The 16764-nt window shown below is 56.4% G+C and carries 20 protein-coding genes; 10 read left to right on the plus strand and 10 right to left on the minus strand.

From position 1 onward, the window contains the following. Positions 1-7 precede the first annotated feature (7 nt). Together AC2FLZ_RS13870 and AC2FLZ_RS13875 are read right to left on the minus strand one after the other, a co-directional pair. On the minus strand, positions 8-1150 hold the full coding sequence (locus tag AC2FLZ_RS13870) for an acyl-CoA dehydrogenase family protein (protein WP_480493274.1): 1143 nt from the start codon (positions 1148-1150) through the stop codon (positions 8-10). A 110-nt stretch (positions 1151-1260) separates the two neighbouring features. Further along, on the minus strand, positions 1261-2376 hold the full coding sequence (locus AC2FLZ_RS13875; protein WP_480472551.1) for a carboxylate-amine ligase: 1116 nt from the start codon (positions 2374-2376) through the stop codon (positions 1261-1263). Between the two features lie 137 nt (positions 2377-2513). On the opposite strand from AC2FLZ_RS13875, the gene AC2FLZ_RS13880 reads away from it, so the two are divergent. Together AC2FLZ_RS13880 and AC2FLZ_RS13885 are read left to right on the plus strand one after the other, a co-directional pair. Beyond that, complete coding sequence (locus AC2FLZ_RS13880) at positions 2514-3365, plus strand: class I SAM-dependent methyltransferase (RefSeq protein ID WP_480553390.1); 852 nt, start codon at positions 2514-2516, stop codon at positions 3363-3365. A gap of 71 nt (positions 3366-3436) precedes the next feature. Beyond that, positions 3437-3913, plus strand: a complete 477-nt coding sequence (locus tag AC2FLZ_RS13885; protein ID WP_480516897.1) for a fasciclin domain-containing protein — start codon at positions 3437-3439, stop codon at positions 3911-3913. A gap of 68 nt (positions 3914-3981) precedes the next feature. On the opposite strand, the gene AC2FLZ_RS13890 is transcribed toward AC2FLZ_RS13885, so the two are convergent. Together AC2FLZ_RS13890 and AC2FLZ_RS13895 are read right to left on the minus strand one after the other, a co-directional pair. Next, a complete protein-coding gene (locus AC2FLZ_RS13890) occupies positions 3982-4527 on the minus strand; it encodes a L,D-transpeptidase (RefSeq protein ID WP_480517736.1) in 546 nt (181 codons plus the stop codon). Positions 4528-4766: 239 nt separating this feature from the next. Further along, on the minus strand, positions 4767-6266 hold the full coding sequence (locus tag AC2FLZ_RS13895; protein WP_209596112.1) for a CoA-acylating methylmalonate-semialdehyde dehydrogenase: 1500 nt from the start codon (positions 6264-6266) through the stop codon (positions 4767-4769). A gap of 125 nt (positions 6267-6391) precedes the next feature. Here AC2FLZ_RS13895 and AC2FLZ_RS13900 point away from each other — a divergent pair, with 125 nt between their 5' ends. From AC2FLZ_RS13900 to coaD, 3 genes are all read left to right on the plus strand, one after another. Then, a complete protein-coding gene (locus tag AC2FLZ_RS13900) occupies positions 6392-7273 on the plus strand; it encodes a LysR family transcriptional regulator (RefSeq protein WP_480476727.1) in 882 nt (293 codons plus the stop codon). Between the two features lie 60 nt (positions 7274-7333). Further along, positions 7334-7771: a CBS domain-containing protein gene (locus AC2FLZ_RS13905; protein ID WP_480472559.1), complete on the plus strand. Its 438-nt coding sequence runs from the start codon at positions 7334-7336 to the stop codon at positions 7769-7771. Between the two features lie 85 nt (positions 7772-7856). Continuing rightward, positions 7857-8351, plus strand: coding sequence for a pantetheine-phosphate adenylyltransferase (gene coaD / locus AC2FLZ_RS13910; RefSeq protein ID WP_480516899.1), 495 nt, complete (start codon positions 7857-7859; stop codon positions 8349-8351). Here coaD and gap (AC2FLZ_RS13915) read toward each other — a convergent pair. The 3 genes from gap (AC2FLZ_RS13915) to gap (AC2FLZ_RS13925) form a co-directional block, all read right to left on the minus strand. Continuing rightward, positions 8348-9352 carry a type I glyceraldehyde-3-phosphate dehydrogenase gene (gene gap / locus AC2FLZ_RS13915; RefSeq protein ID WP_480516901.1) on the minus strand — a complete coding sequence of 335 codons (1005 nt, stop codon included), beginning with the start codon at positions 9350-9352 and terminating at the stop codon, positions 8348-8350. The genes coaD and gap (AC2FLZ_RS13915) overlap by 4 nt on opposite strands. 82 nt (positions 9353-9434) lie before the next feature. Further along, positions 9435-9578, minus strand: a complete 144-nt coding sequence (locus AC2FLZ_RS13920; protein ID WP_480472563.1) for a hypothetical protein — start codon at positions 9576-9578, stop codon at positions 9435-9437. A 71-nt stretch (positions 9579-9649) separates the two neighbouring features. After that, positions 9650-10651 (minus strand): type I glyceraldehyde-3-phosphate dehydrogenase, encoded by a 1002-nt coding sequence (gene gap, locus AC2FLZ_RS13925; protein ID WP_496822301.1) that lies wholly within the window; start codon positions 10649-10651, stop codon positions 9650-9652. Positions 10652-10832: 181 nt separating this feature from the next. On the opposite strand from gap (AC2FLZ_RS13925), the gene AC2FLZ_RS13930 reads away from it, so the two are divergent. Both AC2FLZ_RS13930 and AC2FLZ_RS13935 read left to right on the plus strand, forming a co-directional pair. Then, the gene (locus AC2FLZ_RS13930; RefSeq protein WP_480553404.1) at positions 10833-11792 is read left to right on the plus strand and encodes a DUF808 domain-containing protein; all 960 of its coding nucleotides are present in this window, start codon (positions 10833-10835) and stop codon (positions 11790-11792) included. Further along, positions 11779-12201, plus strand: coding sequence for a hypothetical protein (locus AC2FLZ_RS13935; protein WP_480516907.1), 423 nt, complete (start codon positions 11779-11781; stop codon positions 12199-12201). Before AC2FLZ_RS13930 ends, AC2FLZ_RS13935 begins: the two co-directional genes overlap by 14 nt. 45 nt (positions 12202-12246) lie before the next feature. Here AC2FLZ_RS13935 and tkt read toward each other — a convergent pair whose 3' ends face one another. Then, on the minus strand, positions 12247-14271 hold the full coding sequence (gene tkt, locus AC2FLZ_RS13940; RefSeq protein ID WP_480553405.1) for a transketolase: 2025 nt from the start codon (positions 14269-14271) through the stop codon (positions 12247-12249). Between the two features lie 236 nt (positions 14272-14507). Here tkt and AC2FLZ_RS13945 point away from each other — a divergent pair, with 236 nt between their 5' ends. The 3 genes from AC2FLZ_RS13945 to AC2FLZ_RS13955 are packed head-to-tail and all read left to right on the plus strand — an operon-like array spanning position 14508 to position 15990. Then, the gene (locus tag AC2FLZ_RS13945) at positions 14508-15251 is read left to right on the plus strand and encodes a hypothetical protein (protein ID WP_480553407.1); all 744 of its coding nucleotides are present in this window, start codon (positions 14508-14510) and stop codon (positions 15249-15251) included. Further along, positions 15251-15646 (plus strand): cell division protein ZapA, encoded by a 396-nt coding sequence (locus AC2FLZ_RS13950; RefSeq protein ID WP_480472573.1) that lies wholly within the window; start codon positions 15251-15253, stop codon positions 15644-15646. Before AC2FLZ_RS13945 ends, AC2FLZ_RS13950 begins: the two co-directional genes overlap by 1 nt. Then, positions 15643-15990 (plus strand): MliC family protein, encoded by a 348-nt coding sequence (locus tag AC2FLZ_RS13955; protein ID WP_480553408.1) that lies wholly within the window; start codon positions 15643-15645, stop codon positions 15988-15990. The genes AC2FLZ_RS13950 and AC2FLZ_RS13955 overlap by 4 nt, the downstream gene beginning before the upstream one ends. 6 nt (positions 15991-15996) lie before the next feature. On the opposite strand, the gene grxD is transcribed toward AC2FLZ_RS13955, so the two are convergent. Together grxD and AC2FLZ_RS13965 are read right to left on the minus strand one after the other, a co-directional pair. Then, positions 15997-16359, minus strand: coding sequence for a Grx4 family monothiol glutaredoxin (gene grxD, locus AC2FLZ_RS13960; RefSeq protein WP_496714477.1), 363 nt, complete (start codon positions 16357-16359; stop codon positions 15997-15999). Beyond that, a complete protein-coding gene (locus AC2FLZ_RS13965) occupies positions 16346-16636 on the minus strand; it encodes a hypothetical protein (RefSeq protein ID WP_480553410.1) in 291 nt (96 codons plus the stop codon). Before AC2FLZ_RS13965 ends, grxD begins: the two co-directional genes overlap by 14 nt. Positions 16637-16764: the final 128 nt, after the last annotated feature.

The raw sequence follows: 16764 nt of genomic DNA on the forward strand, positions 1-16764 counted from the left end.
GGATGCCTCAGCGATTGGCAAGCAACTGGCGCGATACGATCACACGCATGATCTCATTCGTGCCTTCCAATATCTGGTGCACACGAAGATCACGCACAAGCTTTTCGATGCCGTAATCAGCAAGGTAGCCATAACCACCATGCAATTGCAGGCACTGATCCACCACTTTCGATCCGGTCTCAGTGACGAATTTCTTGGCCATAGCGCAGAACTTCGTGGCATCGGATGCGCCCTGATCCAGCTTCCAGGCTGCCTGCCGAAGGAACGTACGCGCGGCCTGCAATTCGATCTCCATATCCGCCAGACGGAACTGAAGGGCCTGAAACTGGTCGATGGATTGGCCAAAAGCCTTACGTTCAGACATGTATTGCAGCGTCATGTCCAGCCCCGCCTGAGCGGCCCCAAGGGAACAGGCCGAAATGTTAAGCCGCCCGCCATCCAGCCCCATCATCGCATATTTGAACCCGTCTCCTTCCGTGCCCACAAGGTTTCCGGCCGGTATCTTGCAATCGTCGAACTGAACTTGCGCGGTGGGTTGGCTTTTCCAGCCCATCTTCTGCTCGAGCGCGCCGAAGCTGAGTCCGGGCGTGCCGTCTTCAACGTAAACGGTCGATATCCCTTTGGGTCCATCCTGACCGGTACGCACCATGCAGACGTAAGCGTCGGAATATCCGCCGCCTGAAATGAAGGCTTTTGTTCCGTTCAGCGTATAGCCTTCATTGGTTCGTTCGGCACGTGTTTTCAGCGCCGCCGCATCCGATCCAGAGCCGGGCTCGGTCAAGCAATAACTCAGCACAGTTTTCAAGCTCAGAACATCGGGCATAATGCGCGCCTTGAGGTCATCGTCGGCAAAATTGTCGAGCATCTTGGCGCACATGTTATGGATCGACAGGAAGGCTGCGACCGACGGGCAGGCCATCGATAAGGCCTCAAAAACCAGGGTTGCATCCAGACGGGTCAGGTTTGACCCACCGCTAGCCTCTGACACGTAAAGGGCACCGAAGCCAAGCTCTCCGATTTGGGGCCACAAGGTTTTGGGGATCGTTCCATCAGCCTCCCATTGCCGGGCAAAAGGGGCGATATGTTCCTGCCCAAAGGCATGTGCCATATCGAAAATGGCTGTTTGTTCCTCGCTGAGTGCGAAATCCATGGCGCTCCCTCCCATCGGCAATGAATTGAACAGTTGTTTATTTCTGAATTCTTACAGAAATTTTGCAGGTTCAACAATGGCTCTGGGCACGGGGCTGTTGTCGTTAGTGCCTAAAGATCCGCATGGAACTCTTCGATCAGGTGGCGTACGACGGCCTTGCCGGGATCTTCTCCTCGTGCGGCAGCCTCGGCGTGAACGCGGCGCTGGCGTGTGGCCGAGGTGCCGTTTTCGGCAATCTGCCGCAGGCGGGCCAGTTCCGACATTGTGCCCAGTGCCTCGGCATCTTCGGCCAGCAATCCCATCAGATCACCGATCAAATCAGACATGGGTTTGATCGAGCGATCGCCGAAGTCGATCAATCCTTCGCCCACACCATATCGCTGTGCGCGCCAGCGGTTTTCACCTATAAGAAAGCGATCATATTGCCGCCAGCGCAAGTTGCGATCTTTCAAGCGGCACAACATTCTGGTCAACGCCTGAATAAGGGCGGCAAGTGAAAGCGTGTGCTCCAACCTTGGCTGGACATCCATAATCCGCGTTTCAAGCGTTGGAAAGCGATGCGAGGGGCGCAGGTCCCACCAGATCTTAGTGGTATCTTCAATGACCCCCAGTTCAATCAAAATACCTGTCGTGCGTTCATATTCGCCCCAGCTTGCAAAGACCGGCGGCAGACCAGTGCGCGGCAAATTGTCAAAGACAGTCAGGCGGTACGAAGACAGGCCCGTATCCTCGCCATTCCAGAAAGGCGAGGACGTGGACAACGCCAGAAGATGCGGCAGGAAGTAAGACAATTGCGGCATCAGATCAGAACGCAATGCTTGGCTTTCAACCCCGACATGAACATGCATTCCGCAGATCAGCATCCGGCGGGCCACGCCCCCCAGCGCATGTTGCAGCGCATCATAGCGTTCTTTGCGGGTGTGATGCTGATCCTTCCAGTTTGCGAAAGGGTGGCACGACACGGCAATTGGCGACAGATTATAATCCGCTGCCCGTTCTGATACACAGGACCGCAGGCGTTTCAGGTCCTCGCGCGCCGAAGCAACGGTTGCATGCGGGCGGGTGCCGACTTCAATCTGGCATTGCAGGAATTCGGGGCTGACCTGACCTTCGAAATCATTCTGACAGGCTTCCATCAGCGCTTCGGGGGCTTCGGACAATTGGAGGCTGTCGCGGTCTACAAGAAGGTATTCTTCTTCGATCCCGATCGTGAATTCCTGCTGCATGGCGGCCCTCGCGGTAGTTATTTCGATCAGTGAATACGGAAATTTTCTTTTTGCCAAGGGTTTGCCCGGCTTGTCCTTGCAGAGGAACGACTAGCAAAGGTAAGGAACATCGCAGCAAAGACTACGGAGCCAGCGACTTGAAACCCAGAAAATTCCCGCAGATCAACGCCGCCCTGGATGAGCTGGGTGTGAAACTGGTCGACAAGGTCACCGAACAGGATGAGCGCACACGGTTGGAAGCTTTTGAGGCTGCCGGAGGTCTGACGCGCCCCGTCTATGCTTTGTCCCCGGGGATGGATGGGTTTGATATTTCGCAGCTGGCCAGTGAATACGCCATGCACAAGAATGCGCTAGAGGCGCTGAAGGATCCAGAGCGCAATCAGACTGGCTATCGTACCGGAAACGGCTATTACGACAGCCCGGACGCGGATGCCTTGTATCTGATGATCCGCCGCTTTCAGCCCCGGCGGGTGATCGAGGTTGGATGCGGTAACTCGACCCGAGTAACCCGGCAGGCGGTCATCGATGGCGGGTTTAACACCACAATTACGGCAATCGATCCGTATCCCCGCGCTGACATTGCCCATGTTGTTGATCGGTTCGAACAAAAACGGCTGGAGGAGGCCGACCCGGCGCTGTTTTCAGAGCTGGAAGCCGGCGACATCCTGTTTATTGATTCCAGCCACGTCGTGCGGATGAGCAACGACGTAGCTCATCTTTTTTGCCGCATCATTCCAACACTGAAGCCCGGAGTGGTGATCCATGTGCACGATGTTTTTCTGCCCTACGAATACCCCAAGCGGTTCTTCTATGATTGCCCGGGTTGGGGTGAGCAGTACATGCTGCACGCCTTGCTGCAATCTGGCGCGTATTCAATGCTTTGGCCGGGATATTACTTGCAACAGGATCGACCCGATGCCGTCGCCGATTTGCCCTTTTTGGCTGAAGGTCGCGCGCAAAGCATGTGGGTGCAGCTAAAAGAAAAATGATCTCAGACTGATCCGGCGTGACGAAAGCCCCGTATCCCTTTCCATAACAAGCTGGAGAGGAGAAGACAGCCATGTTTCGTCGTACTTTTATGGGTGCCGCCGCCGCATTTGCATTTGCCATGCCGCTCAAAGCGCAGGCTGCAGATATCGTTGATACCGCTGTAGCAGCCGGATCGTTCAACACGTTGGTGGCCGCAGTTCAAGCCGCAGGTTTGGTAGATACCTTGAAAGGAAAAGGTCCATTCACCGTCTTTGCCCCAACAGACGAAGCCTTTGCCGCACTACCCGAAGGCACGGTGGAAACGTTGTTGTTGCCGGAGAACAAGGATCAACTCGTATCGATCCTGACATACCATGTAGTACCAGCCAAAGTGATGTCCGGCGACATTGCTGGCAAGCGCGCCAAGGTTCTGACTGTTCAGGGTGATCGGCTTAGCGTGAATGCCAAAAACGGCGTCAAAGTGAATGACGCCAAGGTCATACAGGCAGACATTGAAGCCAGCAATGGCGTGATCCACGTGGTCGACGCTGTTATCCTGCCGGAATGACGCTCTGTTCCTAAAGAGATCAAAGCCCCGGCGTATGACCGGGGCTTTTGCTTTTCTGAGCTGGTAGATTAGATCAAACGAACCTGTGTGCCGACCTTAACCAGCGGATACAGTTCTTCGACATGCTGGTTGTAAAGGCCGATACAGCCAGACGAACTCTGCCGGCCGATCTTGCGGGTGTCATGCGTGCCATGAACCAGGTAAGCGGGCCAGTCCAAATACATTGCACGGGTGCCCAGCGGGTTTCCGGGATCACCGCCATCGATCCGAATAGGCAGGCTGGGGTCACGCTCGCGCATCGAGGCAGTCGGTGTCCAGCTTGGAAACTCGGTCTTGCGCACAACTTTTGTGTAGCCGCGTTTTGTAAGCTCTTCGCTCATGGGCACAGAGCTGGGGTACAGCTTATAGGTGCCATCCGGCGCCCAATAGTGAACCGCGCGGCTGGTAATGTCGGCCAACAGGCAGCCTACGCCCAGCTCATCAAAATGGTCCTGCCAGTTTTGCTGCGAGAAGGACGACACATTGCGCCGTACCGGCAACTGTGTGCTGATCGCGTCTTCGGTTTGCGGGAAAGCATCAGTGCTTTGTGCCCGAACAAGGGCGGGGGTCGCCATCAGAGATGCAACGCCCAGTAGGGCGGAACGACGGGTTATTCGGGATTGGGACAAGGTTGCCTCCGGTAAGTTCACTGCTCGCTGTGTATTTGGCGGCAAGATATTTCCATTGGACGCAATTTTCCAGAGCGACGCACCTGAATTTCTTGTGAGCGTGGGGAATTTGAACGCTGGTCGGCGGAAAGATGCGAAAACCCGGCCCTGAATGGGGCCGGGTTCCATGGTCGTGCAGGCTGAAATCAGTCCATGGCTTTGAAGTTGAACTCGCCACCTTCCTTGATGCCGGACGGCCAACGTGCGGTCACTGTTTTAGTGCGGGTGTAGAACTTGAAGCTGTCCGGGCCATGCTGGTTCAGATCACCAAACATGGATTTTTTCCAACCACCAAAAGTGTGATAAGCCAGCGGAACGGGGATCGGAACGTTGATGCCCACCATGCCGATATTGATCCGGCTTGCAAAGTCGCGCGCTGTGTCACCGTCGCGGGTAAAGATCGCTGTGCCGTTGCCGTATTCGTGGTCCATCGCCAGGCCGATCGCCTCTTCGTAGGAACCAGCACGGACAGTCGACAGAACCGGGCCAAAGATCTCTTGTTTGTAGATGTCCATGTCCGGAGTGACATGGTCAAACAGGTGCGGGCCGACAAAGAAACCGTCCTCATAACCTTGCAGGCTGAAGTCGCGGTTATCGACAACCAGCTTTGCGCCTTGCTCGACACCCGAATTGATCAGGCCAAGGATACGTTCTTTCGCGGCGGCGGTTACAACAGGGCCCATGTCGACATCGTCACCAGCGGTGTAGGGGCCTACTTTCAGCTTTTCGACGCGTGGGATCAGCTTTTCGATCAGCTTGTCCGCGGTTTCTTCACCAACGGGAACCGCAACAGAGATTGCCATGCAGCGTTCGCCAGCTGCGCCAAACCCGGCACCGACCAGCGCGTCGGCGGCCTGATCCAGATCGGCGTCCGGCATGACGATCATGTGGTTCTTGGCACCACCAAAACACTGCGCGCGTTTGCCGTTTGCTGTGGCGCGGCTATAGATATACTGCGCGATCGGGGTAGACCCCACAAAGCTGACGCCCTGAATGATCTCGCTGTCGAGGATCGTATCAACGGCCTCTTTGTCGCCATTCACGACCTGGAACACGCCTTTGGGCAGACCGGCTTCGACAAACAGTTCGGCCAGCATCAGCGGAACCGAGGGGTCACGCTCGGACGGTTTCAGAACAACGGCGTTACCGCAGGCCAGTGCAGGACCGACATGCCACAGGGGCATCATCGCAGGGAAGTTGAAGGGCATGATCGACCCCACGACACCTAGCGGTTGGCGCATGGAATACATGTCGATGCCGGGGCCTGCGCTGTCTGTAAACTCACCCTTCAGCATCTGCGGTGCACCGATGCAGTATTCGATCACTTCCAGACCACGCTGCAAGTCGCCCTTGGCATCGGGGATGGTTTTGCCGTGCTCGCGGCTTAGTGCCTCGGCCAGTTTGTCCATGTCGCGGTTCATCAGGCCGACCATTGCCATCATGACACGTGCACGTTTCTGAGGGTTGGTTGCGCCCCATTCCGGTTGGGCAGCGGCTGCGGCCTCAATCGCCGCCGTGGTTTCCGCAGCACTTGCCATCGGGCACTTGTATTGAACCTCGCCCGTTGCCGGGTTGTAGACGTTGTCGAAACGACCGGATGTACCGGCGACCATTTCGCCGTTCAGGAAATGGGTCAGATCTTGCATCAATAACTCCTCCGATAGATTTGTGCGCACAATAGGCTTGCAGAAATCCCGCGAACAGAGGCAATGTCTCAAAAGAGTTTTGCAAAAATGCAAAAGGAAGCGGTGTGACTCCAAACTGGGATGATATGCGGATCTTTCTGGCCGTGGCGCGCGAGGAAAGTCTTTCCTCCGCTGGTCGTATCCTGAAAATCGACCCCGCCACCGTGGGGCGACGTGTTGCGCGATTGGAAACGACGCTGGATTCTGCGTTGTTCACCAAGTCGCAGCAGGGCTATGTCCTGACACCGGCAGGGCAGCGCCTGTTGGAGCATGGGTTGCATGCCGAAGAGGCGATGCGCGCAGCGGCCGGAGCTGTGGCCGGATCCACGAAATCACTCAGCGGACAAATCCGGATCGGCGCACCAGATGGCAGCGCAAATTACCTGTTGCCCCAAGTCTGTGCCAGGATCAGTGATTCAAATCCGGAACTGGATATTCAGATTCTGGCTCTGCCGAGGGTTATCAACCTGTCCCGTCGCGAGGCCGATATGGCCGTGACCGTCAGCGCGCCAACCGCAGGGCAGCTTTTGGTCAAGAAAGTCAGTGACTACAAACTGCACATGGTCGCGACCGATGAATATTTGAAACGTCACGAACCAATCCACTCGGTCGCTGACCTCAAGGGGCACCGGTTGATCGGTTACATCCCTGACATGATCTTTGACCGCGAACTGGATTACCTGAACGATATTGGGGTTGACCGTGTCGCGCTTGCATCGAACTCGGTCTCGGTGCAATTGCGGCAGGTCAGTTTGGGAACAGGCGTTTGCGTGGCACATGACTTTACGTTGCCGTTCCATCCGGGGCTACGGAAAATCCTGACGGATCAAGTGAGTCTGACACGAAGTTTCTATCTGGTCCGGCATGAAGGAGATCAGCGCAATGAACGGCTGAACCGCTTTGCCGATGCCCTAACGCGCGGCATTCGCGAGGAAGTGCTTCGATTGGAAGCAGATGCCGGTGCTTGACAGGTCGCCACAATCGCGCAACGCTTTGGAATAAGTGTTATTATTCCGGAGGAATTCTTCATGTTGGTACAGGCTATCCTGACGTCCAAAGCGACAAACGGCGTTGTAACGGTGGCGCCAACGGCGACAGTTTCAGAAGCCTCGAAAATTCTTGCGGAAAAGCGGATCGGGACGGTTGTTATTTCGGACGATGGCGGAGAAACCGCTATTGGAATTCTGTCTGAACGCGACATCGTCCGCGAGCTTGCCGCCAGCGGTAGCGGCTGTCTCGACCAGCCTGTAAAATCCTACATGACGCAGGATCTGATCACGACGACGCGTCAGGCCTCAGTTCAGGATATCATGGCCCGCATGACAGAAGGGCGCTTTCGCCATATGCCGGTTGTCGAAGACGGTAAACTGATCGGCATCGTCACACTTGGTGACGTGGTAAAGGCCCAACTGGCCGAACTGGCGATGGAAAAAGACGCTCTGGAAGGCATGATAATGGGGCACTAACAGCAAGGGGTGCCAAAGCAATCACTTGCACCTGCAGCAAAGTTGTGTTTGCTTGCGCAGAAATTTTGTTGCGCAGGAGGGCGCGATGCGGGTTGGTTTGTATCCGGGAACATTTGACCCTATCACCATAGGGCACATCGATATCATTCGCCGGGCGGCGGCATTGGTGGATAAACTGGTCATTGGCGTCGCCATCAACCGGGACAAAGGCCCGTTGTTCTCGCTGGAAGAGCGCGTCGCCATGATCGAGGCCGAATGCGCCGAACTGACCGAACAAACCGGCACGGAAATCATCGCTCATCCCTTCGAAAATCTCTTGATCGATTGCGCAAGGGATGTCGGTGCGCAGATCATTGTACGCGGTTTGCGCGCTGTCGCGGATTTCGAGTATGAATTCCAGATGGTTGGTATGAACCGCGCACTGGACGACTCGATCGAGACTGTTTTTTTGATGGCCGAAGCACGCCATCAGGCGATTGCTTCAAAACTGGTGAAAGAAATTGCCCGCTTGAACGGGGACGTGTCAAAGTTTGTCACGCCCCGTGTCAATGCCGCACTGCGTGAGCGGTTAAGCGGTTAGGCTAGGGCGCCCATCGCGGCGGCCGTATCCAGCATCCGGTTCGAAAAGCCCCATTCGTTGTCATACCAGGCCAGCACGCGAACCAGCGTGCCGTCGGTGACTTTGGTTTCCGCCAGTGACACCGTAGAGCTGTGCGAGTCGTGGTTGAAATCGACCGAGACCAGAGGACGGCTTTCCGCCGCCAGAACACCGGGGATCTTTGCCGCGGCGTCAATGAACAGTTGATTGACCTCATCTTCGGTCGTTGGGCGCGAAACCTCGGCAACCAGATCAACGACCGAAACGTTCGGGGTGGGTACCCGGATGGCCTGACCCGTCAATTTGCCCTTGAGTTGCGGCAGTACCAGCCCCACGGCGGCGGCTGCACCGGTTGTGGTAGGGATCATCGACAGGGCTGCGGCGCGCGACAGGTAGGGGTCTTTTCCAACCGTGTCATGCACAGGCTGGCTGGCGGTATAGGCGTGAACGGTGGTCATGTTGCCATGTTTGATGCCAAGACCAGCGTCCAAAGCTGCGGCAACCGGAGAAAGGCAATTCGTGGTGCAGGATGCGTTCGAAACGATCAGATCGTCGGCGGTCAGTTCGTTATCGTTGACACCAAAGACGATGGTTTTCACACCGCCGTCACCCCGTGCAGGGGCTGAGATCAGGACTTTCCGCGATCCGTTCTTGAAGTGACGTTCCGCTGCTTCGCGGGTGCGGAAAACCCCGGTGCATTCCAGAACAACGTCGATATCAGACCAAGGCAGGTCTTCGGGATTACGCTCACTGCTCAGACGGATCGGGCCGCGCCCCACATCCATGCCGGCGTCTGTAAGCGTGACAGGGTTGGGATAACGGCCATGAACACTATCAAACTCGAACAGATGCGCGTTCATGTCGGGTTTGCCCAAGTCGTTGATCGCGACGATCTCAACGTCTGTACGTCCGCTTTCCATCACCGCGCGCAGAACCCCGCGCCCGATCCGTCCAAATCCGTTGATCGCTAGTTTCAGGGTCATGGTTCGCTCCGTACAAATATCACAGTTATTTTAGTTAGCGCTAACAATTACAGATCAAGAGAAATGTCAAGAAAAACCTCTGTCATCGCCAAAAAGCGAGCCAGTCCAGAAAGTCGTAAAGCTTCTTACCGAGGAACAAAATGTGCTCGGTACCATACAAGGCCACGTCCAGCATCATGCCCCCAAGCAATAGGACGCCAAGCCACATAGCAATTTGATTGTTCATGTCGGTTCCGAATGAAAATGCCCGCTCAGTTAACCTGAGCGGGCACCAACGTACAAGCGAAGTCCGAAGGGTCAGTTAAGACGGCCCATGGCGACGGCTACGTCTGCCATGCGAACCGAAAAGCCCCACTCGTTGTCATACCAGGCCAGCACGCGCACCATGCGATCATTGACGACGCGGGTCTGGTCGGGTGCGAAGATCGAGCTTTCTTCGGTGTGGTTGAAATCGGTTGATACCAGAGGCGCGGGCTCATATCCCAGAACACGCTGCATCGGGCCTTTGGCCGCTTCTTCGACGATTGCGTTGATCTCAGCCACCGAGGTGTCACGCGACGCACGGAACGTCAGGTCAACCGCAGAAACATTCGGGGTAGGGACCCGGATGGCAGACCCGTCCAGACGGCCTTTCAGGTTTGGCAGAACTTCACCCAAAGCTTTGGCAGCACCGGTTGAGGTCGGGATCATCGACATTGCGGCAGCGCGGGCGCGATAGAGGTCGCTGTGGCGACGGTCCAGCGTGGGCTGGTCTCCGGTATAGGCGTGAATGGTGGTCATGATGCCATGTTCAATGCCGACACCCTCGTCCAGCACCTTGGCCAGCGGGGCCAGGCAGTTGGTGGTGCAAGAGCCGTTCGACACCATGTTGTCATTTGCGGTCAGGGTGTTGTGGTTCACACCAAAAACGATGGTCTTGTTCACATTTTTGCCGGGGGCGGACAGCAGCACCTTGCCCGCACCGCGATCCAGATGTGTTTTGGCCTTGGTGCCATCATTGAATTTACCGGTGCACTCCAGAACGACGTCACAGCCTTCCCAGTCCAGTTCATTCATATCGTAGGTCGAAAACATCTGCATTGGGCCACGACCCAGATCCATCGTGTTGCCTTCGATTGAAACTTCGCGCGGGAAACGCCCATGAACGCTGTCATATTTCAGCAGATGCGCAGAGGTTTCCAATGGGCCGGTTGCGTTGACTTTGATCACTTCGATGTCGTTACGCCCCGACGCGGCGATGTGCGACAGGGTGCAGCGGCCAATACGGCCAAAACCATTGATACCGACCTTGATGGTCATGTGACGTCTCCTGATGCGCTTGCGTTGAGGGCCATATAGCGGCGAAATGGGAATCTCAAAAGGGCAAAAACGGCATATTTTTAAGGTGTTAGCGCAAACCTGCGACGGTTGCGCTAACGCTTGCGCTAGCCGTTGGATCAGGTAGGGTCCGGATGCGGCAGCGAACGGGAAAGGAAACGCGATGAGTGGTCTTTTGGCCTTGTTGGACGATGTGGCCGGGATCGCCAAGGTCGCGGCGACATCGGTGGATGATGTCGTGGCTGCGGCAGGCAAGGCAGGGGCCAAGACTGCAGGCGTAATCATTGACGACGCTGCGGTAACACCAAAATACGTTCAGGGCTTTGCCCCGGCGCGCGAATTGCCGATCATCTGGCGTATCGCGCGCGGTTCGGTTTTCAACAAAATCATACTCCTGTTGCCGGTGGCCTTGTTGCTGGCCAATTTCGCCCCGTGGCTGATCACCCCACTGTTGATGCTGGGTGGATCATATTTGTGTTTTGAAGGCGCCGAGAAGATTTTTCACGTCCTGTTTCCTCATGGTAGCCATGTAATTGAAGAGGATATGAAAAACCGGGACCCGGGCCATCTGGAAGAGCAGAAGGTCAAGGGCGCGATCAAGACCGATTTTATTCTGTCTGCCGAGATTATGACCATTGCACTGGCGGCGATCGAAGCCCCGAACCTATGGATGCAGGCCGCGACGCTGGCCGTTGTGGGGATCGGCGTGACGGTGGCCGTCTATGGGTCGGTGGCTCTGATCGTGAAAATGGATGATGTTGGGCTTTATCTGGCGCAGAACGCGCCGACACCTATCGGTCGCGGTCTGGGCCGAGGGTTGGTCAAGGCAATGCCCGGGGTGATGAAAACACTGTCTATTGTCGGAACAGCGGCGATGCTGTGGGTGGGGGGCTCGATCGTCATCCACGGGATGGAGGTGTTGGGCTTTGGATGGTTGGGCCATCATATCCATGAGTGGGCCTATACCATTGGGCATTCTGTCTCTGATCAATGGGTTGGTGTGGTTGAGTGGGTGTCCAAGGCCACGATGGATGGCGTATTTGGTTTAGCTTGGGGGTTGGTTTTGATCCCTGTTGCAACCCGGATCATAGCACCAATGTTAAGTAAGAATGCGAAACACTGAATTGACCCGTTACCGTCTAGGCACGACGATCGATGGCCCGCTTATTCGAAAAGTGGGCACGCGCGGATTAAACGGCAGATCCTCAATTCTATCGGCTTTGAGTGTTGCGGCCGACGAAGTCCCATTCGATGAATCCGAGCTGTACAGTTTCTTGCATTTTCGTGTTGATACCGCTTTCAGGGCGCAGGAGCGTAGCCGTTGGTTCGGGGGACGCTTTTACAACGCTTTAGTGGGTCAATCGGCTACTTATGTTCCGCTGTCTGGAACCCATCTTCGCCAAGCGTTGTATTGTCTCGGCCTGCAAGAACCTGAGAAAGTGGTGGTGCAAGGACGGTATGAGTTGCGATTGGATTACGCTCTGAAAGCCTATGAAGAACTTGCACTTCGGGTTAAGGCTGAACCCAAATGAAAAGGGCGGCCAAGGCCGCCCTTTGCTCGATCAGGTGGGACTGATTTACAGCCCCAACAATTCCTTGACCTTTGCAACGGTTGCTTCGGCGGTGATGCCGAAATGCTTGTACAGTTCTCCCGCAGGGGCCGAGGCACCAAAGCTGGACATGCCGATGAATCCGGCTTTGGCTTCGCGGCCACGTTCACCCAGCAACCAACGATCCCAGCCACCAGCGCGAACCGCGGCTTCGATACCAACGCGGACCGGACCCGCCGGAAGGACGCGCTTGCGGTAGGCTTCATCCTGCTGTGCGAACAGCTCCATGCACGGCATCGAGACGACGCGGGTGCCGATGCCCTCGGCCTCGAGCATCGCTTTGGCTTCCATGGCCAGCGACACTTCGGAACCTGTGGCGATCAGGATTGCCTGACGCTTACCTTCTGCTTCGGCCAGAACGTAAGCACCTTGTGCGGTCAGGTTCTTGGTCTTGTGCTCGGTACGTACCGTTGGAACACCCTGACGGGTCAGCGACAGGACAGAGGGGCTGTCCTTGAAGGTCAGCGCCAGTTCCCATGCCTCGGCCGTTTCAATGGTGTCAGCCGGGCGGAAGACAAAAGTGTTGGGGGTTGCACGCGAGATCGCCAGATGCTCGACAGGCTGGTGGGTCGGGCCGTCTTCGCCCAGACCGATCGAGTCATGGGTCATCACGAAAACCGAAGGGATCTTCATCAGCGCCGCCAGACGCATGGACGGGCGGGCATAATCGGTGAAGGCCATGAATGTACCGCCATAGGGGCGGATACCACCATGCAGCGCCATGCCGTTCATCGCCGCCGCCATGCCGTGTTCACGGATACCATAATGGATATAGCGACCCTTGCGGTTTTCCGGAAGGAACACGCCCATATCGGCCGATTTTGTGTTATTTGACCCGGTCAGGTCCGCCGAACCGCCAACGGTTTCGGTCATGATCGGGTTTACAACGTTCAGGACCTTCTCCGACGACGAACGGGTGGCCAGTTTCGGCTGGTCTTCGGACATCTGCTTTTTGAAGGCGCGAATGGCTCCGGCCAGACGCTTGGGGGCCTCGAACGCATAGGCGCGGGTGAACTCAGCCTGCTTACGCTCGGACAGTTGTGCGAAACGCGCTTCCCATTCCGAACGCTCGGCAGCGCCACGCGCACCGATAGCTTCCCATGCGGATTTGACATTGGCAGGCACGTCAAACGCGTCATGCACCCAGCCATAAGCCTTCTTGGCGGCCTTCAGCTGATCCGCATCGGTAAGCGCGCCGTGCCCTTTTGACGTGTCCTGCGCCGCGTGGCCCAGAGCAATGTGGGTTTTACACGCGATCATGGTCGGCTTTTTCGACTTCTTCGCCTGAACGATGGCCGCGTCGATGGCCTTGGGGTCATGACCGTCGATTTCGATCACATGCCAGCCCGAGGCCGCAAAGCGACGAACCTGATCGGTGCGGTCGGCGATGTCGACGGTGCCGTCGATGGTGATGTTGTTGTTGTCCCAGAAGACGATCAGCTTGCTCAGCTCGTGACGACCGGCCAGGGTGATTGCCTCCTGGCTTACGCCTTCCATAAGGCAGCCGTCGCCCGCGATGACATAGGTATAGTGGTCTACAACCTTCTTGCCATAATGCGCGCGCTGGATTTCCTCGGCCATCGCAAAGCCCACGGCGTTCGAGATACCCTGACCCAGCGGTCCGGTCGTGGTTTCAACACCAGCGACCAGAAAGTTTTCTGGGTGGCCTGCGGTTTTTGCGCCCAGCTGGCGGAAATTCTTGATCTCCTCCAGCGTTACATCTTCATATCCCGTAAGGTACAGCAACGAATAGACCAGCATCGAACCATGGCCTGCGGACAGGATGAAGCGGTCACGATCCGGCCAGTTCGGGGCCGAGGCGTCAAACTTCAGATGCTTTTCGAACAGGACGGTCGCGACATCCGCCATGCCCATGGGCATACCAGAATGTCCGGAGTTTGCAGCGGCGACGGCATCAAGGGTCAATGTGCGGATGGCCGCAGCTTTGTCCCAGTGTTCGGGGTTGGCATTGCGCAGCGCAGTCAGGTCCACGGGCGTTGTTCCTTTGGATAAAAAGCAGATTGCGGGCTCAATACCACTCAGCACTCAAAGTGCAAGCAGAACCAGGGTTTATCCGCTTGGATTGCGTGAACTGCGTGGTCCAAGTAGTTGAAAGCAAACAGTGGGTATTTTCTGTCGCATTCCGTTAGACTGGCGGCAGGCGGGATTCGATTTTGATTCGGATCGCTTCGCAACAGAATGAACCTTGATAAAGAGGTGACAGGGGCATGAGCCAACTTGAGGAATTACAGCACCGCATTATTGCGGCGATGGACCGTATCGGAGCGGGCGTCGACGCATTGGGCGGCGCGTCCGTAGATGCCCGGCCGGATGACGGCCTCCAGGCAGCGCTTGAAGATGAAAAAGTTGCGAACGCGCAGCTTCAGGAACGTCTGAGAACCCTAAAGGAACAGCACGAACAGGAAGTGGACGGGCTGAGAGCCGATCTTGAGGAGTTGCGAAGCGCTCCGACCAATACAGCCGAAACAGACGCTCTGCGATCCGAGCTGGAAGAAGCCCGTGCGAAAATCGCGACGGTCGAAGCCGCGCGCGCTGAATTGGCCGAAGCCAAGGCCGCATTGGACAACAGCACCGAGCTGGAGGCGCTGAAAGCGGAAAACAGCCGTCTAAAGGACGAACTGTCAGATACAGTCCGCGTCGACGACCTGAGCGCCGAGCTTGAGATGCTGCGCGCTGAACGGACCAGTCACGGCGCTGCAATGTCGCGACTGGACGACGATCTGCAACGGATGCGCAAGGCAAACGAGCAGTTGCGCACTGCGATAGAGGAATTGCGCGCCGCCGCCGCCGAAGGTGTCGCAGATGCCGAGCTGCTGAACCGGGCCACCGTCGCGGAACTGGAAGCAACGCGCGCAGCACAGGCGTCAGACGCCGCCGAAGCGCAGGCAGTTCTTGCAAGGTTGGAACCTCTGCTGTCGCAGGCGAAACTTGTTGAAGGTGAGGTAGAGTGATGCCCGAAGTGACCATTCATATCGGCGGGCGCGGTTTTGAGGTATCCTGCCGGGACGGGGAAGAGCCCTTTCTGCACGCTGCCGCCAAAGTGTTGGACGACGAGGCACAGGTGCTGTCCGATCAGATCGGTCGTATGCCGGAATCCCGCATGTTGCTGATGGCCGGCTTGATGCTGGCCGACAAGACTGCGGCAACAGAGGACAAGGTCAAATCGCTCGAAGGGAAACTGGCCGAAGCCGAAGCCGAGCTTCAGGCGCTGCGAAGCGCCCCGGCGCCCGAACCTGAGCGCATCGAAGTGGCTGTGGTTCCGCCATCTGTTACAGATACGCTGGCCGAACTGGCCGCACGAGCCGAAGCGCTGGCCGCGGTAGTTGAGGAGAAAAAGGCACGATGAAGGTCCTGCGCAAATTCATCTGTGTTGCGGCGCTGGTCATGCCCGCAACAACGGCACTGGCCGAAATCGATATTCTGTCTGTCACCTTCACCTGCGAAAACGGAATACCGCTGCCTGTCACCTATTTCAACGCACCGGATAGTACAGGGGCAGCGGCAACCTTGGTGGACAATTCTCTGGTTGTGATGCGTCAGGTCGAAAGCGGATCAGGTATCCGCTACGAGTCCTTTGGTGAAGGTGGAACCTACATCCTGCGCTCGAAAGGGTGGGACGCGTCGGTTAGCTATTTGGCGGCGGGCGCCGCCAATGAGCAGGAGATCTATCGGGGTTGTTCCAGCCGGTAGGCCGGATTACGCGTTTGCTTCGCGGATTTTGTCGGCTGCTTCCTTGTTGTAGCCGACATTATTTTCGTCGAACAACGCATCCAGTTCACCCGACAGGGTCATCTCGGTGATGATATCGCAACCGCCAACAAACTCGCCTTTGACATAAAGCTGGGGCACAGTTGGCCAGTCGGAATAATCCTTGATCCCCTGACGCACTTCTTCGTCGGCCAGAACATTCACATCCGTGTACTCGACGCCCATATAGTTCAGCACGCCAGCAACGCGCGAGGAGAACCCGCATTGCGGCATTTCCTTGGTGCCTTTCATATACAGCACCACATCGTTTTCTTTGACGGTTTCGTCGATCCGGGTCTTAACGTCGGTCATCTTGTTTTCCCTTTTCATCCGCATCTGCGGGGATTGTTCCATCACTGGGCAAACTGGGTGCCCATCCTTCCGTTTCAAGCTGCCGGTGTTCAGCCTGCGCCATTTTCACCGGATCAAGCCCATATCTCTCAAGGCCGCCCATTTTGCTGAGTTCACCCGGATCCGGACGCATATCGGACAGTTTTCTTTTTCGGTTGCGTTTGACATAGGCTTCGATCAGCGCGGCGGCAACTATCAATGCTGCAAATAAACCTATCCAGAACAACAAGCCATTCATAATTGGGCACTCTCAACCTTCGCGCTGTGTGAGTTTTCGCCGTCTCATATTCCTTGTGACGCGCCAATATCTGGGCCCATGTTTCAGTAGCTTCGGTAGATCACAAAACAGGATCGCCAAGGAGCTGA

The organism is Ruegeria sp. YKSF131, assembly GCF_059612645.1.

Excerpts from the sequence above, each read along its gene's own strand:
- AC2FLZ_RS13905 (WP_480472559.1), top strand. The coding sequence starts at position 7,334 with ATGTTGGTACAGGCTATCCTGACGTCCAAAGCGACAAACGGCGTTGTA.
- AC2FLZ_RS13890 (WP_480517736.1), bottom strand. The coding sequence starts at position 4,527 with ATGGCGACCCCCGCCCTTGTTCGGGCACAAAGCACTGATGCTTTCCCG.
- AC2FLZ_RS13920 (WP_480472563.1), bottom strand. The coding sequence starts at position 9,578 with ATGAACAATCAAATTGCTATGTGGCTTGGCGTCCTATTGCTTGGGGGC.
- AC2FLZ_RS13870 (WP_480493274.1), bottom strand. The coding sequence starts at position 1,150 with ATGGATTTCGCACTCAGCGAGGAACAAACAGCCATTTTCGATATGGCA.
- grxD (WP_496714477.1), bottom strand. The coding sequence starts at position 16,359 with ATGACCGACGTTAAGACCCGGATCGACGAAACCGTCAAAGAAAACGAT.
- AC2FLZ_RS13965 (WP_480553410.1), bottom strand. The coding sequence starts at position 16,636 with ATGAATGGCTTGTTGTTCTGGATAGGTTTATTTGCAGCATTGATAGTT.
- AC2FLZ_RS13935 (WP_480516907.1), top strand. The coding sequence starts at position 11,779 with ATGCGAAACACTGAATTGACCCGTTACCGTCTAGGCACGACGATCGAT.
- AC2FLZ_RS13885 (WP_480516897.1), top strand. The coding sequence starts at position 3,437 with ATGTTTCGTCGTACTTTTATGGGTGCCGCCGCCGCATTTGCATTTGCC.
- AC2FLZ_RS13900 (WP_480476727.1), top strand. The coding sequence starts at position 6,392 with ATGCGGATCTTTCTGGCCGTGGCGCGCGAGGAAAGTCTTTCCTCCGCT.
- AC2FLZ_RS13895 (WP_209596112.1), bottom strand. The coding sequence starts at position 6,266 with ATGCAAGATCTGACCCATTTCCTGAACGGCGAAATGGTCGCCGGTACA.
- coaD (WP_480516899.1), top strand. The coding sequence starts at position 7,857 with ATGCGGGTTGGTTTGTATCCGGGAACATTTGACCCTATCACCATAGGG.
- AC2FLZ_RS13875 (WP_480472551.1), bottom strand. The coding sequence starts at position 2,376 with ATGCAGCAGGAATTCACGATCGGGATCGAAGAAGAATACCTTCTTGTA.
- gap (WP_496822301.1), bottom strand. The coding sequence starts at position 10,651 with ATGACCATCAAGGTCGGTATCAATGGTTTTGGCCGTATTGGCCGCTGC.
- AC2FLZ_RS13945 (WP_480553407.1), top strand. The coding sequence starts at position 14,508 with ATGAGCCAACTTGAGGAATTACAGCACCGCATTATTGCGGCGATGGAC.
- gap (WP_480516901.1), bottom strand. The coding sequence starts at position 9,352 with ATGACCCTGAAACTAGCGATCAACGGATTTGGACGGATCGGGCGCGGG.
- AC2FLZ_RS13950 (WP_480472573.1), top strand. The coding sequence starts at position 15,251 with ATGCCCGAAGTGACCATTCATATCGGCGGGCGCGGTTTTGAGGTATCC.
- AC2FLZ_RS13930 (WP_480553404.1), top strand. The coding sequence starts at position 10,833 with ATGAGTGGTCTTTTGGCCTTGTTGGACGATGTGGCCGGGATCGCCAAG.
- AC2FLZ_RS13955 (WP_480553408.1), top strand. The coding sequence starts at position 15,643 with ATGAAGGTCCTGCGCAAATTCATCTGTGTTGCGGCGCTGGTCATGCCC.